Here is a 15,966-nt window from a genome sequence, read left to right on the forward strand (position 1 = left end):
GTGTAAATGCCTGAGAGGGTGTGGTCCCTTCATGTCTACCGTTAAGACCTGATGCAGTCATTCCAGTCTTACCTCACCGACCACGTCCGCGGGCTTACCTCGTAATGACGGAGACACACAATGATAGCGAAGGATTTTAATTACTACTCACCGGATACCGTTGCGGATGCAATCGCACTGCTGGCCGAGTTCGGTGGCGATGCCAAACTCCTTGCAGGAGGGCACAGCCTACTTCCCATGATGAAAATGCGTTTTGCCGAGCCAGTGAACCTCATTGACATCAATGGCCTGAATGAAATCAAAGGTATCGATATTGATGAGGAAAACATCATCATTGGTGCCATGACGCCCGAGAACGACATTCTGAGAGATGATCGTCTAGAGACGGCCTGTCCGCTTTTGTTCGAGGCGACGAAGCTGATTGCTGACCCACAGGTGCGAAACCGGGGCACGATTGGTGGTGACATCGCTCATGGCGACCCGGCTAACGACCAGCCGTCCATCATGCTTGCACTGGACGCCACGCTTGAAATTACAGGTGTTGAAGGCCCGCGTCTGGTTGCTGCGGCTGACTTCTTCCTCGGCACCTATACCACGGCAATTCAGCCGAATGAATTACTGACCCGCATTATCATCCCGCGTGCTCACGGGTCGAAAGGGTGGGGCTTTCAGAAACTCAAGCGGAAAACGGGTGACTATGCGACTGCGGCCAGCGCTGTGACGATGAGAATGGTTGATGGCAAATGCGACCAAGTACGGATTGCGTTGACCAATCTTGGACCCAAATCTTTTCGTCCTGTCAAAGCCGAGTGGATTTTAGAAGGACATCCACCGACTGACGACAGAATTGAGGCAGCGGTTCAATTGGCAATGGCGGAGACAGACCCTGCTGCCGATCAGCGAGGCAATGAAGAATACAAAACAGCCATGGCCGGGGAAATGCTTCGCCGTGCACTACAACAGGCAATGAATTAGGAGCTTTTTATGTCAAAGCAAACTGTATCGTTTCGACTAAATGGCGAGCCGGTTGAGGTAAGCGTCGACTCGCGGACTCTTCTGGTCCACGCCCTGCGTGAGTCACTTTCACTGACAGGAACCCACATTGGCTGTGAAACCTCCCATTGCGGTGTGTGCACTGTCGATCTTGACGGCGAGTCAGTGAAATCCTGCACACTGCTTGCCGTTCAGGCTCAGGGCAAAGACATCACCACAGTGGAAGGATTAGCTGATGCTGAGGGACTTCATGCTGTTCAGGCCGCTTTTATCGAGGAGCACGGCTTGCAATGCGGCTTCTGCACACCGGGCATGTTGATGCGCACTTATCGATTTTTGCAAGAAAATCCCTGCCCGACGGAAGAAGAAGTCCGATGGGGATTATCCGGTAACCTTTGCCGTTGCACCGGTTATCAGAACATTGTGAAAGCGGTGATGACGGCCAGTGAGAATCTCAAAGCCGTGTCTACTGTCAAATAACGTTGCTTGTTACATAACTTGACCCAGAGCGTCAAACGGGAAGGTTTTTATGGATGAGAAAGTGAACCCAGATTACGCAGCAAAGCTTGCTGCGGAAGAATTATCTGAAGTGACACAGCGAGTGCAGGGCATTGGTTGCTCCCGCAAGCGCAAAGAAGATCCGAAATTTGTTCAGGGAAAAGGCCAGTACGTCGATGACGTGCAACTGACAGGCATGGTATTTGTAGACATGGTCAGAAGCCCTTATGCCCATGCCAGAATCATTTCTATCAACAAAGAAAAGGCGTTGGCTTTACCCGGTGTGCACGCCGTGTTGACTGCAGATGATCTCAAACCTCTCAACTTACACTGGATGCCAACGCTGGCAGCGGACAAGCAGGCGGTGCTGGCAGACGAGAAAGTTCACTTTCAGTATCAGGAAGTGGCTGCGGTAGTGGCTGATGACAGATACATTGCTGCCGATGCCATCGAGCTGGTTGAGGTCGAGTACGAAATACTGGAGCCGCTTGTCGACCCTAAAACAGCGATGGAGGACGGAGCACCTCATATCCGCGATGATTTGCTGGATGAAGAGGGTAACTGCGAACAGTCCCATCCAAATAAAATCTTCGAGTGGGACGTCGGCGATAAGGATGGCACGGATGAGATATTCGAGAAAGCGCCTGTTACTGTCTCTCAGCACATGTATTACCCCAGAGTTCACCCATCCCCGCTGGAAACCTGTGGCTGTGTCGGCTCGTTTGACCCTGTGAAGGGAACCTTAACCATTCATATCACGTCTCAGGCACCGCATGTGGTCAGAACCGTTGTCTCCATGCTGTCAGGTATTCCTGAGAGTAAAGTGAGAGTGATATCACCGGATATCGGCGGTGGATTTGGCAACAAAGTAGGTATCTACCCCGGCTATGTGGTGGCTATTGTGGCCTCCATCGTACTGGGCAGGCCAGTGAAGTTTGTCGAAAACCGTACCGAACATCTTTCGACAACGGCATGGGCGCGCGATTACTACATGACAGGAGAAATCGCAGCCGATGAACACGGCCGCATACAGGCTCTCAGGGTCAATGTCTTGGGTGATCATGGTGCCTTTAACTCTCAGGCACAGCCTACCAAGTGGCCAGCCGGCTTTATGAATATTTGTACGGGTTCGTACGATATTCCCGTGGCATACCTCAATGTGGTGGGTGTTTACACCAATAAAGCGCCGGGCGGTGTGGCGTATCGTTGCTCCTTTAGGGTGACAGAGGCGGTATATCTCATTGAACGTATGATGGATGTGCTGGCACAGAAAACAGGGTACTCACTGGCCGAGATCCGGATGCGTAACTTTGTTAAGCCCGAGCAATTTCCTTATGACACCGCATTGGGTTGGCAAATTGACAGTGGTAACTATCAAAATGCTTTGCAGAAAGTGCTGGATGCTGTTGATTACCCCGAACTGTTGAAAGAGCAGGAGGAAAAACGTCAACAGGGCGAGCTAATGGGTATCGGTATTGCCACGTTCACCGAGATTGTTGGTGCCGGCCCGACCCGAAACTGCGACATTCTGGGGATTGGAATGTTCGACAGTGCTGAGATAAGAATGCACCCAGATGGCAGTATCATTGCCAGAATGGGAACCATATCGCAGGGGCAGGGACACGCAACCACCTATGCGCAGATCATCGCCTCCGAACTGGGAATTGAGTCTGACAACATCACGATTGAAGAAGGTGATACGGACACCGCGCCTTATGGTCTGGGAACTTACGGCTCCCGCTCAACACCGGTCGCGGCCGCTGCTGTGGCAAAAGCGGCACGTGAGATCAGAGAAAAGGCGAAAAAGCTGGCTGCGGCCATGATGGAAGTGTCGGAAGACAGTCTGGAGTGGGAAGAAGACAGATTTACCGTAAAAGGTGTACCGGGCATGGAAAAAACCATGAAGGAAATTGCCGGTGCGTCATACGGACAGATGCCTTCTGGACTTGAACCCGGACTTGAGGCTGTCCATTACTACGATCCACCCAACTTTACCTATCCCTTTGGCGCTTACCTTTGTGTTGTTGATATTGATAAAGGCACAGGAGAAGCCAAGGTCCGTCGTTTCTACGCACTGGACGATTGCGGAACCCGCATTAATCCAATGATCATTGAGGGTCAGGTGCATGGCGGTCTCACAGAAGGATTCGCTGTCGCGTTCGGGCAGGAACTACCGTTCGACAAAGATGGCAATATTCTGGGTAATACCTTGATGGATTACTTTATTCCTACCGCAGTGGAAACGCCGAAGTGGGAAACAGACTACACAGTAACGCCGTCTCCGCATCATCCGTTGGGAGCAAAAGGCGTGGCTGAGTCACCTCATGTCGGCAGTATTCCCTGTTTCACCTCTGCGGTGGTTAATGCGTTTGCCCATCATGGTGTCACGCACATGGACATGCCACACACGGCGTATCGCACCTGGCAGGAAATGAAGAAACTCGGCCTGACTGAGCAGGCTGTCAGTGAAAGTGTGTCTGCGTTAGTCGCTGAGGCCAATGCCTCTTCCGTGACGGCAGAAACCGCCAAGACTGCCACCGTAACTCCTATCGATACCCCCACCCACAAGGATACTGACGACAAGGATGGCCTGACCATTGTCAAAGCTTTCCCCGTCAATGCTGATCCAGATATTGGCTGGAAGGTGTTAACTGATATCCCGACGGTGACGTCTTGCATCCCCGGCGCATCTATTGTCGAACAACTCGATGATACGAATTACAAGGGACAGGTAAGTGTGTCACTTGGCCCGGTATCTATGTTGTTCAACGGCAAGATCACCATTCTGGAGCAGTCCGAGATGTCAAAGACCATGGTGTTGCTTGGCGAAGGTAAAGACTCAAAGGGCAGTTCTTCGGCCGAAATGAAGCTGGTAGCAAAAATGGACCAGACACCGGATGGGTTTGTGCTCAACGGCAATGCCAAGATCAAGGTGCGGGGTAAATTGGCAACCTATGGCGGCCGGATGATTGGTCAGGTTGCTGATCAGATACTCGACCAGTTTGGCCAGACATTCAATGACAATGTGATTGCCGCAGCAGGTGGGGAGGACTCTGAACAAGCTCGCCAACGCCTCGCCGACAGTGCTGATTCAGCAAGCGGATTTGGCTTTTTGTTTGGCTTTATCTGGACGTCAATTAAGCGCCTGTTTGGCGGCAAATAGGTGGAAAGCTCATCAGTGTCTCCGGGCTATCGGAGACACTGAAGGGGCACTGTCACAACAAGGAGGACATGTTTGTCTGACTATCTTCAAGACAAAAGGACAGACGTCGGGGTGAGGCTAAGCCCATCAGACATTCGGGAGCAACTGAGTCAAAGACATTATGTCTGCGACAAGAGCCTTGCTTTCAGTCTTTCATTAATGATGCGTTTACAGCGTCCGTTATTGCTTGAAGGCGAAGCGGGGGTAGGTAAAACCTCAGCGGCAAAAGCCATCTCAGATTCGACAGGACTCCCTCTTATTCGTCTGCAATGTTACGAGGGACTAAATGCCAGTCAGACACTCTATGAATGGAATTATCAGCGTCAGTTACTGAGCATCAAGTTGCTTGAAGATCAGTCGGCCGATATCAACGCCATCGAAACAGAGATTTACAGCGAGAAATATCTGTTAGAGCGTCCGTTATTAAAAGCTATTCGCGCTGATCAGCCTGCTGTGTTGCTGATTGATGAAATCGATCGGGCCGATGAAGAGTTTGAGGCATTTTTGCTGGAATTACTGGGTGAATTTCAAATCACTATCCCCGAGATAGGCACAGTCACCGCCAAACATAAGCCGATCGTTATCCTGACATCCAACGCCAGCCGAACCCTCAGCGAGGCTCTTCGTCGTCGGTGTCTTTACCATTACATCAACTACCCCAGTGCGGAGGAGGAGTTAGCCATTGTCCGAGCTAGATTACCGGATATTGATTTCCGACTTGGTGAACAGATTTGTCGCTTTGTGCAGGCGCTGCGCCGCAAGGAGCTGAAAAAGGTTCCCGGTATTGCGGAGACACTTGATTTCGCCGAGGCACTCATTGGACTGGAATACAAAACCTTAGATGACGATTTGGATGGGCTCTACCAGAGTCTGGTTTGTCTTCTCAAACACAAAGACGATCGTTATCAGATTGACCGGACAGCGTTGGACAAGCTGGTGGTGATAGCGCGATGAATATTCACATGCCCTTTCCTGTGATAGAGACCGAACGCAAGATGATTGCCTTTATGCGAGACATGAAGCAACGCGGCTTTCTGGTTGATACCGAGACCGAGCAACTGGCGCTGTCACTGCTCGCCGAGCATGACTTTTTTGACAGGCAGGGAATGGCGTTGACCCTGAAGCCGCTTATGTGTGACAGCCGGGTTCGCTGGCTGCAGTTCGAGCCGTTATTCAACCAGTACTGGTCGGTAAAGCCTGTATTGGGCGGTAAGGTAAAAACACGCGGCCTGCACCGGGCAGAAAATCGCCATCAGAATCAATCTGAGCAATCCGGTGAACCTTTTGAGCAACAGACCGGAGAGTCAACTGCGCCTCGTGCTGGTGCGGTATCAGACGACATTGATGAAGAAACACTGAGGAGATATCGAGCGTCAAGCGCCGATAGCGTAGAGCGGATTGATTTTTCTAATCTCGATCCCGCTATGCTGAATCGGCTCTCAGCGGCCTGCGAAGCAATGGTCCGTCAGTGGCTCAGATGTCGTCAGTCTTCTTCTGCCTCATCAAGACTGAATCAGTCGCTCGATATCAGACAAACCGTTCGATCAAATCTCCAACATGGCGGCTTACTGCTAGAGCTGCAGTGGCGGGCAACGCGGACGGAAGCGCCCAAGGTGAGCATTTTTATTGACGTCAGCCGATCTATGGAGAAACACACTTCACTGTTTCTGCTTTTTGCCATGGCCATGGTGCGTCAGGTCAGGGACAGCCGTGTGTATGTGTTTAATACTCAGTTGTCGGAAGTTACCGACACCCTTAATCGCCAGCAATATCAGAAAGTAAGAGAAAAAATCCTGCTGCAGCAGATGTGCTGGGGAGGAGGGACCAAAATTGCTTCCTGCTTTGACCAGTGGCTATCGACCGCCAATAAGCCTGCGCGTCGCAATCATTATGTCCTTGTACTCAGCGATGGTCTGGATACTGATCCCAGAGAACGGTTTGAAACAGCGATTCGCGGGTTAAGGCGCTGTTGCCGGAAGTTGATATGGCTTAATCCGCTGATGCTGGTCAAGGGCTACGACATCGACACCCAGTCGTTTGCAGGTGTGATGGATTGCATCGACCATATGATGCCAGCAAACAGCATTGATAGCTTCGCCGAGCTGACTTCAGCATTAAACGCTTAACCTAGTTCACCGACGTACACATGTTCATCACAGAATCAAAGAAGGTAACAACAGAATGACAGGTATGTACACAGAAGCAACGTTTCTCAATGAAGTACAGCGTCTGGTTGAGCAGGGTGCCGGTTTTGTTACGGCAACGGTGGTGAGAGTTCAGGGCTCATCATCCGGTAACAAAGGCGACTCTGCATTGGTGGTCAATGGCGAGATAAAAGGATGGATTGGTGGTGGCTGTGCGCAACCAGCAGTGAAAAAGGCGGCCCGTTGGGCGCTCGATGAGGGAAAGCCCCTGTTAATTCGTGTCGGTCCAGAGGGTGAAAGAGCCAACGCGGGCGACCTGACTTTTCTACCCTCTCACTGCGCCAGTGAGGGGATATTGGATATTTTCATTCAACCTTACAATTGTGCTCCCACATTACTGGTGTTTGGTTCAACCCCCACTGCCGCTCATATCGCGCATTTTGCTCTCTCACTGTCGTATCAGGTCAGGATGTTTGCCAAGACAGAGGTCTGGCCCTCTATCCCTGATTCAGTGATGAAACACGACTTCGCTGACCTCTCTGATGAGGCCATGCCAAGCACTGGCGGTGTCCATATTTTCTCTGTTGTTGCAACACAGGGACAGGGTGATATGCGGGCACTCAAGGCCGCCCTGAATACCGATAGCAGCCACATTCTTCTGGTCGCCAGTCGGAAAAAGGCCGCCTCTATGATGGGTTCGCTTGCTGACGAGGGAATATCAGAGGCATCGCTGTCCCGAATTATATCACCCGCGGGCTTGGAATTGGCTGCAGTCACCCAGCAGGAAATCGCGATTTCTGTGGTCGCGCAGTTGGTTAAGCTTCATCGCACTGACGTTGACCACTCTGGCGATACGGCTCAATCCGATGGCGATGAAGTACCGGAGAAACCGACAACTGCTGGTGTATCAAAGGAAAAGAAAACCAGTAAAAAGGCATGTTGTCATGGCAACTGAATGGCACTCAGCAATGAAAACTGTTGGTGTGGTTTTACTCGCCGCCGGGTTATCAAGGCGTATGGGTGAGGTGAATAAGTTACTGCTTGATATTGACGGACAGCCGATGGTAGCTCGAATGGCGAAGATGTTCTCTGAAACCGGAGCAGGTGATCTGGTCTGCGTGACAGGGTTTGAGGTTGAACATGTTACAGAGGCCTTGGCGGGCATGTCAGTCAGGGCTGTTCACAATCCGGATTTTGAGGATGGACAGCAGTCATCGGTATTGGTTGGCCTCAACGCTGTGTCGTCAGAGTGCCGTCATGTGATCGTCGCGTTGGCGGATCAGCCGAGTTTGAGTGTTGAGGATGTGTTGACGCTGGCTTCAGCGCATTTTATGGAATGCCGCCATAGAGCGGCGCAAGAAGGGATGAATGAGCCTGAATTGATCACTGTGCCCTACAACGAGCATGGGCGCGGCAATCCCGTGATGATGACCATGGCATGTCTGCGAGATGTCGCGGGAGGAAAGGTCAGCCTGGGGTGTCGCAAGTTAATTGATAAACACCCCGAATGGGTGCACAGATTTGATGTAGACAGCGAGGGTTTTTACCTCGATATCGACAGGCCGCAGGACTGGGATCGCCTGTCAGCAGGGAGACAATAATATGCAGCAAAACATTCAAACTTTGATTGCACAGTACCAGCAGGAGGGAAAACGTTTTGCTGTGGCAACCGTGGTTGATCACTGGGGCTCAGTTTCGGCAAAGTCTGGCTCAAAAGCCTTGATAGATGAAAACGGTCATATTGTCAGTGGCTGGATTGGCGGCGGATGTGCAGAGTCTGAAACCTGTTATCAGGCAGTTGAAGCGATCACTGAACAAAAAACAAGGGTCTTCGATATTGACCTTGATGACGAGATGCTGGGTGTGGGTATGCCTTGTGGAGGTGCAATGAAAGTGTTTGTCGACCCCTTTATTCCCCAGCCACGGCTCTGGCTTATTGGTCATGGCCGTGTTGTTCAGACCCTATGTTCACTCGGACATATGATGGGATTTGAGGTGATGATTGATGATCCGATTGCCGAGCACAAAGACTACCCAGAGGCGTCCACACTGATTAATGATGATATCGATTACGCTCAGCTGACGCCCACTGGTGATGATTACGTGATCATCGCAACGCAGCATAAAGGCGACCACTTATCAATGAAGCAGGCTATTGAGTCAGGTGCGGGTTACATTGCGCTGATTGCCAGTCAGAAAAGAGCCAAACTGGTGCTGGAGTTTCTTGATCAAGAAGCGTTGTCGGGGTGTGACACCCTCATTAGTACGCCGGCAGGTCTTGATATTGCTGCCCATTCGCCCGAAGAGATCGCGCTCAGCGTAATGGCTGAAGTGGTCATGACACGCCGAGGTGGCTCAGGAGGCATGATTCACCACAAGAAATTGTCATTCGAAGAGACTTCTGAGGCGCTGGACAATGCAGCCCGTCGCGCAGACAACAATCCTGCGGGAGATGAGTGATGGCAATGGTATCTCCTGACAGACATCAGCCCGTGTCTCTCCGGCTTCAAGATGAAACGAGCCACCCTCAATTCTCAGATCTGTTTCCGTTTATGAGTGAGCAGGACACTTTGTACTTAGACAACGCCGCAACCACGCTCAAAGCTGAGCCGGTGCTCAGGGCGATATCAGATTATTACCGGTTTCACTGTGCGCCAATCCATCGCTCGGCCTATCCCCGAGGTTACGATGCGACCGAAGCATATGAAGCGGGAAGACAAAAGGTGGCTGACTTTATCGGTGCCGCTGCAAACGAAGTCATTGTGACTAAATCCGCGACAGAAGGAATTAATCAGGTCGCATATGGCTGGGCACTGCCAAGGCTCAAGTCGGGTAAACAGATTTGGATCACCGACCTTGAGCACAATGCCAATTACCTGCCATGGCAGAGAGTATGCGATCAGACAGGGGCCACACTGAGACGAATTGCCGTGAACGATGATGGCAGTCTTGATCTTGACGAGCCGGATATCTGGGGTGAGGACACGGTACTGATCGCAGTATCCCATTGCTCGAATGTTATTGGTGGCGAGTTTCCGGTTAAAGAGATTTGCCAACGCGCATCAGGGAAAGGAATAGCCGTGCTGGTGGATGCGGCACAGTCGGTTGGTCATCAGTCGCTGGATATACGAGACATAGGATGCGATTTTCTGGTTTTCTCGGCGCATAAAATGTATGGCCCTGAGGGCATCGGCATCCTGTATTGCCATTCGGCCAGACAACAGCAAATGTCTCCATTACTACTTGGCGGAGGGATTGTCAGTGATATTAGTACAGATGGAAACATCAAATGGCTGAACAGCGTTGAACGATTCGAAAGCGGTAGTCCACACGCGGCGGGAATGGCTGGGTTAGTCGCTGCAATTGATAGCGTGCAATATCTCGGAATCGACAACATCAAATCTCATCTTTTTTCTTTGGAATCACAAGCACGAACTCAACTTCAGGCTCTTCCTGAAGTATCAGTGTTACCGAGGGGCGGAGCGGCTCAAGGTTCCTGTCTTTTGTCTTTCTCTGTTAAGGGCGTTCATCCTCATGATCTTGCCGACGTAATATGGGAATCCGCAGGTATTTCACTCAGGACAGGATCTCATTGCGCGCACTTATTGATGAACCGTTACCAAATGTCAGCACTTACCCGAATCAGTTTTGCTGCATATAACAGCGATAAAGCCATGTCTTCGCTGACAACGGCAGTCAAAAAAGCGATCAACCAATTTGGATGAAACATGGATAAATCAGATCAACACCGACAGGCGCTAATGGAGCATTATCGCGCTCCCAAAGGGCAGGGTGAAGTTAACTCTGAAGAGTCTGTTTCTGGAGTCAATCCTTTGTGTGGAGACAGAATTTCATTGCATGCAGCGATTGATGGCGGCCGAATCCACAATATTCAGTTTCAGAGCAGAGCATGCTCGATATGTGTGGCATCAGCGTCGATCATGACAACACTCTGTGAAAATCAGTCTGTTGAAAACTTTAATGGTTTATTTCAGATGCTGCATCGCGCGTTTGAACAAGGCAGTGTTGCCACTGATGAAGAGATGTTGACCGTTATTACCGCAACGACAATAAAGTCACGTCAGAAATGTGCCTTATTAGCATGGGAAGCCTTGTCTGAGTTTGTAAAGCAGACTCAGGAGCTGGCTGATTAAAAATACAAGAACGGCAAAACGTATGAGCCGCTAAGAAACATTGAGTAATCTTTTCACTTCAACGGTATGAAGCTTACTGACAGGCGCAGTAAAGTCTTTCGCGGTATTAAAGTGCAACAGTAAAGAACGATTCAGTTTTTCAATGTGTTTTACTTTTTCCAAGTTGACTAAAAAACTCCGGTGAGTTTTAACGAAATATCCCTCTGGTGACTTTTGTTCAATCTCACCAATAGCCAAATTACATAAGAAGCTGTCTTCGGCGGTATGTATCATAGTGTAGTGGCCTTCAGCTTTAAAGTAGAGTATTTCATCTATATCTATTAAGTACATTTTCTTATTTTTATATACCGGGTACTTCCTGATTTTTATTTTATCTTTTTCGAGTTCAGTCGCTATTCCTGTAAGGTCATAAAAAATGACATTAGTACCATAGATACCAGATCTGCCAACTGTCTTACTTATCTTTAGAAGTAACAGTTTATTAATCGCGGTGATCACCATGGAGATAGGGGGAGGAGATGAGATTGGACACTTAGAAAAGTCCATCAATCGGGCTACTTTATCGCGGATGTTGGGTGGATGGAATTTTACGATTTCCTGCCCTAATGGTTTGCCATCAGGACACTCAAGTACCTCAAGGGCAACATTATTCATGGCAACAATGTTATTTTTCGCATCAAGCCAGATCACACCGGGATCAAAGCGTTGAAGAATATATTGAAACTGTTCCATTACGCTCACTTTGCTATTTTGACATTGATCATATGTGTTTTTTATTCAGCCTTAATATTTAATGAATTACTATTTATGGCTGTTTAGATTAATTATATCCCTTACCAAATACTGTGCTGTTTCTTTTATAAAGCATGGAGACAAGCTTAACAAAATTGATGATATAAGAAGCTTAAGATAGCAATGATTAATTGAGACCAGTTCACCATGATAGGGGATATCTGTTTTGGTTTATCGAAAAAGTGCTTCTAACTTGGTACCGCAGTAGTAAACATATAAGCTTTTATTCTGCAGGAATCAGCCAATATCAGGTCTCACTGACCGAAAGCCATATAGCCCGTTTTGTTAATACGCTGAATAACGCAGCGTTGCTCAGTTTTCACGGGCAGATTGCTATGGCATGAGGTCGGTGTGGTCTCAAAAATAAACTGAGTGATAGCATTCCTGTCACTAAAACAGTCAAACTGCGACTGCTGAAATAGTTAATATTTGGTATAAGCCCCTCATGAAATCGATAGTCATTTTCTGGTTTGACTGCCTCTTCAATCCAGCTTTGCGGGATCTCGCAGTGAAGGAAATCACTGACAAGCGGAAACAGAAATAACGCAAGCCAGTCATTGCTCTAAATTTGAAAGGACAGCATTAGCTGTCCTTTTTCTTATCTAATTACCCGGGTATTGAATGACCTCTTATATCAGCTCACTCTCTGTAAGAGCGTCAAAGATAGGTGTTTGCTTCTTGGCGTTTGCACCTAGGTAACGTTCAAGTTTTTTGCTCGATAGGCTCATCGGTTGTTGCCAAAGATAGCGCATTTCAATAACGCCCTTGAGTTTTGGCATCAATAGGGAAAGCAGCCGGATAGCGAGCCAAGGAAAGTTTTTTATGGTAACTCGTTTCCCTGTTTTATTTTCTATTTCTATCGCCAGTTCACTCATAGAGAACTCATAGCCTGCGAAATGAAAAGTCTCGAAATCGGCAAGCTCTGCATCCAAAAGTGCGACGGCGCTGGAAGCGACATCTGGCAGATAAGCAAAACTGTGTTTGGTGTCTTTTTTGTCCGGGTTCTGAATCTGGATATTTCCCCCTCGCTTTGACAGCAACTCACTCAACCAGGTGCTGGGTGCACGTTTTCCGATATAGTCACCACAGCGGATGATAAGCGCCGTCATGTTGCTTGCGTTCACTGCTTCACGAATATGTGATTCCATCTCAACGCGTATCCGGCCTTTTTCAGTTCGGGGGTTAACTGTCGTGTTCTCGTCTATGTGAGGTGTTTTCGTTGGATCGAAGTTATACACATTACCCGGGAAAACCATTTTCAGGCTTTGCTCCCTGCACACATCGACTGAGACAGAAAGGAGAGAAAGACTCTCTTTGCGCCACTTATGATAAGGGGGATTAACACCGTAAACGAGAATACTACAACCTAAAGCGGCTTTACTGACTGCAGCTTTGTCTTGTGCGTCCCCACCAATGTATTCAACTTTTCCCTGTAATTCTGGTGCCAGAGAGGCCTTACCGCTGCGACACAATGTCACAACATACCAGCCTGCCTCTAAAAGAGCCTCTGCCATATAATGACCAAAACCGCCAGATGCGCCTAAAACCAATGCTTTTTTCATGATGTGCTTCCTGCTTCATTAAGTGATTGGAAGATAATGACAAGTCATTGATGTATAAGGAATCGACAGAACTTCAAGCAGACTATTCAATTATGAATAACGAGGGTAGGGATATAAACTGGGAATGGCTGCGCGCGTTTGTGACGGTTGCAGAACAGGGAAGCCTCAACAAAGCAGCGGAAACCCTCACTGTGTCACAACCCACCTTAAGCAGACATCTGAACGCACTCGAAAAACACACGGGTGTATTGCTTTTCCATCGCACAACCCAGGGCGTATCGCTCACTCCTGAGGGTGAGGCATTATTGGTGAGCGCCATGCCAATGAGAGAGGCGTACGATGCATTCTCACGCGCACTGCAAGGTAATGACGATAGCGTAGAAGGTGAGATCAGATTAAGTGCCAACGAATTGATGGCGCATCATTACATCGCAGATCATTTGGTGGCATTTCGTCGTGAGCACCCTGCCATATCGGTTGAGCTCGTGGTATCAAATCAACAGGCAAATATCAGTCGCCGTGAGGCAGATGTTGCGATTCGAATGTTTCGACCTCAACAGCTTGAATTGAAGTGCCGTCGAATTGGCAGCGTTGATCTTGGGTTTTATTGTCATCGGTCGCTGACTGATGAGGTTAAGCCTTTAACGGATGCCGAAAACCCCTTTGGGGAGTTGCCAATGATTGGCTTCGACAAAGATGACACCTTTATTCGCCATGCTGCTCAACTTGGGATTAATTTGACTGTGGACGATTTTCAGTGGCGAACTGACAGCTTGGAAACCCAAATTGCATTGCTGAGAGCAGGAGGAGGTATCGGCATAATGCACAAAAATCTCGCTGAAAAAGATAAAGAGCTTGTGCAGATCTGGGATGAAGTCGCTATCCCATCGTTGGATGTGTGGCTGGTGTGTCATCGTGATAGCTGGAAAAACGCCCGCATACGAGCGTTGATCAACTTCCTTTCATCCCGTTTAGGGGCGGATTTGTATTGAATGAATAAACTGCTCAGGCTGCAATCGGTGTACCGCTGTGAAAGCGGAACAGATCGTCAGGACTCTTAATCAGTTCAGCTTCCTTCTGTCCTATTACTTTGATCCGATCACTGATATCACCACCGGCAATTGCTTCTGCCAGAGTTAAATAATCTTGATAGTGACGGGCCTCTGATCGAAGCAGGGAAATATAAAATTTCTGCAGGTCAGCATCCAGATAAGGAGCAATTTTCGCAAAGCGTTCGCAGGATCTGGCTTCGATATAAGCACCGATTATGAGTTTATCAATCAGGGTTGCTGGTTCATGAGTTCGCACCGCTGACATCAGTCCACGCGCGTAGCGGCCAGCATTGAGCGGAGAATAAGCCATGTCACGCTTTTCCATTATCTCAATAACCTGCTCAAAATGGTGGAACTCTTCCTTGATCAGCCTGACCATTTTGTCGATCAGTTCTTGTCCGTGTTCAAATCCCGCTTTAGGTTTCAGTGGGGCACTTAATCCATTTTTCTTTGCATGAAAAATACCGCTGTGTTCCCCACGGTAAACAAAGTCCTCATAAGGCTTTGCCCATTCAAGCAGAAGGTGGCCTGACTCTTCATCAATTGCATATTTTCGAATCAACCACATGGCAGTCTGACTGGCTTTTAACTCGCAGTTGGCATGATCGCGAAGCAGTATGGTTTCATTTTCTGGTTTGACTGCCTCGTCAATCCAGCTTTGCGGGGTGTCACAGTGCAAAAAAGCACGGACTGGGGTGAGCAGAGTTTCAATTTCTTGGCTTAACGACATCAGCTTTAGTCTGAATCAGTGAAAAATAACAGTGGGGAGGATTATAGCCTTTGGTCAAGATCGAACAAAGCAAAGTTGGAGTAGGTATGGTTAGTCGAGGGCAAAACGAGCGGGTGTGAAGCCAACCGGACCTTTAGTGACCTTCTCTTCAAGATCAAACACGCTCTTCAGCAAATGTGCACTGGAAATAGTCGTCATGGCCCCTTTGGTCATGGAGCTGCCGTCTTTTAACAGCATGAGTTATGGAGTATTACGAGTATCACAATAAATATTTAAGACTGATTTGTTAGGCATGCATACTTTTCAATATATCATAATTTAATTATTGATAATATAAAGGTTATTATGTGGGGTTTATTGATTTAAATATGGAGTTTAAATATTAGTTTCAATAGGTTCTTATATACTTTATTTTTCCTTTCTCTCAAAAAACACCTTTAATTTTAGGATGGTAATTTTTCAATATTTTACAATGAATCAATGAGTTTATATGAAAGTGAATAGGTTAATACTACGTTTTCTCTAAGGTTTTTCCATCTATTAGATAAATAATGGGTTAAGAATATATCGATCCTGTATATCACTTGTAATATTAATGATCTTAAAATGTCATTGAAGAAAATGATAATAAAAATTAAGGGTGTTTTACGAATTAAGATTCTCAGATATCGAAATATTACTCACTTATTCCTGTGTGATAAATATAAAAAATTATTATCTACATTACTAATATTTTAAATATAAATAGTAGTAACTAAAAATGACTATTCGTATAGATACTCTGCTAACAGCAAGCTAAGTGACTGTGGTTATTATTATGTCATTTGCTCTTTTAAGCT

General features: G+C 48.0%; 16 protein-coding genes. 12 read left to right on the forward strand and 4 right to left on the reverse strand.

The genetic code is table 11. The features are described from left to right. The first annotated feature begins 120 nt into the window (after window positions 1-120). The 10 genes from A8L45_RS16325 (at window position 121) to sufU (ending at window position 10,991) form a co-directional block, all read left to right on the forward strand. On the forward strand, window positions 121-975 hold the full coding sequence (locus A8L45_RS16325; protein ID WP_068904208.1) for an FAD binding domain-containing protein: 855 nt from the start codon (window positions 121-123) through the stop codon (window positions 973-975). A 9-nt stretch (window positions 976-984) separates the two neighbouring features. Further along, a complete protein-coding gene (locus tag A8L45_RS16330) occupies window positions 985-1,473 on the forward strand; it encodes a (2Fe-2S)-binding protein (RefSeq protein ID WP_068904210.1) in 489 nt (162 codons plus the stop codon). A 49-nt stretch (window positions 1,474-1,522) separates the two neighbouring features. Continuing rightward, on the forward strand, window positions 1,523-4,654 hold the full coding sequence (locus A8L45_RS16335; protein WP_083228373.1) for an aerobic carbon-monoxide dehydrogenase large subunit: 3,132 nt from the start codon (window positions 1,523-1,525) through the stop codon (window positions 4,652-4,654). A gap of 72 nt (window positions 4,655-4,726) precedes the next feature. Then, window positions 4,727-5,647: an AAA family ATPase gene (locus A8L45_RS16340; protein ID WP_217492175.1), complete on the forward strand. Its 921-nt coding sequence runs from the start codon at window positions 4,727-4,729 to the stop codon at window positions 5,645-5,647. After that, window positions 5,644-6,819, forward strand: a complete 1,176-nt coding sequence (locus tag A8L45_RS16345; RefSeq protein WP_068904212.1) for a VWA domain-containing protein — start codon at window positions 5,644-5,646, stop codon at window positions 6,817-6,819. Before A8L45_RS16340 ends, A8L45_RS16345 begins: the two co-directional genes overlap by 4 nt. A 55-nt stretch (window positions 6,820-6,874) precedes the next feature. Further along, a complete protein-coding gene (locus A8L45_RS16350) occupies window positions 6,875-7,792 on the forward strand; it encodes an XdhC family protein (RefSeq protein WP_068904214.1) in 918 nt (305 codons plus the stop codon). Then, the gene (locus A8L45_RS16355; protein ID WP_068904215.1) at window positions 7,782-8,438 is read left to right on the forward strand and encodes a nucleotidyltransferase family protein; all 657 of its coding nucleotides are present in this window, start codon (window positions 7,782-7,784) and stop codon (window positions 8,436-8,438) included. Before A8L45_RS16350 ends, A8L45_RS16355 begins: the two co-directional genes overlap by 11 nt. Before the next feature lies 1 nt (window position 8,439). Then, window positions 8,440-9,297, forward strand: coding sequence for an XdhC family protein (locus A8L45_RS16360; RefSeq protein WP_068904218.1), 858 nt, complete (start codon window positions 8,440-8,442; stop codon window positions 9,295-9,297). Beyond that, a complete protein-coding gene (locus A8L45_RS16365) occupies window positions 9,297-10,562 on the forward strand; it encodes an aminotransferase class V-fold PLP-dependent enzyme (protein WP_083228375.1) in 1,266 nt (421 codons plus the stop codon). Before A8L45_RS16360 ends, A8L45_RS16365 begins: the two co-directional genes overlap by 1 nt. A 3-nt stretch (window positions 10,563-10,565) precedes the next feature. Next, window positions 10,566-10,991 carry a Fe-S cluster assembly sulfur transfer protein SufU gene (gene sufU / locus A8L45_RS16370; RefSeq protein WP_068904220.1) on the forward strand — a complete coding sequence of 142 codons (426 nt, stop codon included), beginning with the start codon at window positions 10,566-10,568 and terminating at the stop codon, window positions 10,989-10,991. A 30-nt stretch (window positions 10,992-11,021) separates the two neighbouring features. Here the strand turns inward: sufU and A8L45_RS16375 are convergent, their stop codons facing one another. Then, window positions 11,022-11,723 (reverse strand): LytTR family DNA-binding domain-containing protein, encoded by a 702-nt coding sequence (locus A8L45_RS16375; RefSeq protein WP_068904223.1) that lies wholly within the window; start codon window positions 11,721-11,723, stop codon window positions 11,022-11,024. Window positions 11,724-11,914: 191 nt separating this feature from the next. On the opposite strand from A8L45_RS16375, the gene A8L45_RS24625 reads away from it, so the two are divergent. After that, window positions 11,915-12,127, forward strand: a complete 213-nt coding sequence (locus tag A8L45_RS24625) for a hypothetical protein (RefSeq protein ID WP_175402004.1) — start codon at window positions 11,915-11,917, stop codon at window positions 12,125-12,127. Window positions 12,128-12,412: 285 nt separating this feature from the next. Here A8L45_RS24625 and A8L45_RS16380 read toward each other — a convergent pair whose 3' ends face one another. Further along, on the reverse strand, window positions 12,413-13,345 hold the full coding sequence (locus A8L45_RS16380) for an NmrA family NAD(P)-binding protein (RefSeq protein WP_068904225.1): 933 nt from the start codon (window positions 13,343-13,345) through the stop codon (window positions 12,413-12,415). A 92-nt stretch (window positions 13,346-13,437) separates the two neighbouring features. Here A8L45_RS16380 and A8L45_RS16385 point away from each other — a divergent pair, with 92 nt between their 5' ends. Next, window positions 13,438-14,337 (forward strand): LysR family transcriptional regulator, encoded by a 900-nt coding sequence (locus A8L45_RS16385; RefSeq protein ID WP_068904227.1) that lies wholly within the window; start codon window positions 13,438-13,440, stop codon window positions 14,335-14,337. Window positions 14,338-14,350: 13 nt separating this feature from the next. On the opposite strand, the gene miaE is transcribed toward A8L45_RS16385, so the two are convergent. Beyond that, window positions 14,351-15,127, reverse strand: coding sequence for a tRNA isopentenyl-2-thiomethyl-A-37 hydroxylase MiaE (gene miaE, locus A8L45_RS16390; RefSeq protein ID WP_068904230.1), 777 nt, complete (start codon window positions 15,125-15,127; stop codon window positions 14,351-14,353). Between the two features lie 90 nt (window positions 15,128-15,217). Continuing rightward, window positions 15,218-15,340, reverse strand: coding sequence for a hypothetical protein (locus tag A8L45_RS25550; RefSeq protein ID WP_281181528.1), 123 nt, complete (start codon window positions 15,338-15,340; stop codon window positions 15,218-15,220). Between the last annotated feature and the right edge of the window lie 626 nt (window positions 15,341-15,966).

Origin of the sequence: Veronia pacifica, from assembly GCF_001707825.1 — a bacterium.
In the GTDB taxonomy this organism is placed as follows: Bacteria; Pseudomonadota; Gammaproteobacteria; order Enterobacterales; family Vibrionaceae; genus Veronia; species Veronia pacifica.

Bases quoted from the DNA above. Each gene is read 5' to 3' on its own strand.
- A8L45_RS16325 (WP_068904208.1), top strand. From the start codon at position 121: ATGATAGCGAAGGATTTTAATTACTACTCACCGGATACCGTTGCGGAT.
- A8L45_RS16330 (WP_068904210.1), top strand. From the start codon at position 985: ATGTCAAAGCAAACTGTATCGTTTCGACTAAATGGCGAGCCGGTTGAG.
- A8L45_RS16335 (WP_083228373.1), top strand. From the start codon at position 1,523: ATGGATGAGAAAGTGAACCCAGATTACGCAGCAAAGCTTGCTGCGGAA.
- A8L45_RS16345 (WP_068904212.1), top strand. From the start codon at position 5,644: ATGAATATTCACATGCCCTTTCCTGTGATAGAGACCGAACGCAAGATG.
- A8L45_RS16350 (WP_068904214.1), top strand. From the start codon at position 6,875: ATGACAGGTATGTACACAGAAGCAACGTTTCTCAATGAAGTACAGCGT.
- A8L45_RS16355 (WP_068904215.1), top strand. From the start codon at position 7,782: ATGGCAACTGAATGGCACTCAGCAATGAAAACTGTTGGTGTGGTTTTA.
- A8L45_RS16360 (WP_068904218.1), top strand. From the start codon at position 8,440: ATGCAGCAAAACATTCAAACTTTGATTGCACAGTACCAGCAGGAGGGA.
- A8L45_RS16365 (WP_083228375.1), top strand. From the start codon at position 9,297: ATGGCAATGGTATCTCCTGACAGACATCAGCCCGTGTCTCTCCGGCTT.
- sufU (WP_068904220.1), top strand. From the start codon at position 10,566: ATGGATAAATCAGATCAACACCGACAGGCGCTAATGGAGCATTATCGC.
- A8L45_RS16375 (WP_068904223.1), bottom strand. From the start codon at position 11,723: ATGGAACAGTTTCAATATATTCTTCAACGCTTTGATCCCGGTGTGATC.
- A8L45_RS16380 (WP_068904225.1), bottom strand. From the start codon at position 13,345: ATGAAAAAAGCATTGGTTTTAGGCGCATCTGGCGGTTTTGGTCATTAT.
- A8L45_RS16385 (WP_068904227.1), top strand. From the start codon at position 13,438: ATGAATAACGAGGGTAGGGATATAAACTGGGAATGGCTGCGCGCGTTT.
- miaE (WP_068904230.1), bottom strand. From the start codon at position 15,127: ATGTCGTTAAGCCAAGAAATTGAAACTCTGCTCACCCCAGTCCGTGCT.
- A8L45_RS25550 (WP_281181528.1), bottom strand. From the start codon at position 15,340: ATGACCAAAGGGGCCATGACGACTATTTCCAGTGCACATTTGCTGAAG.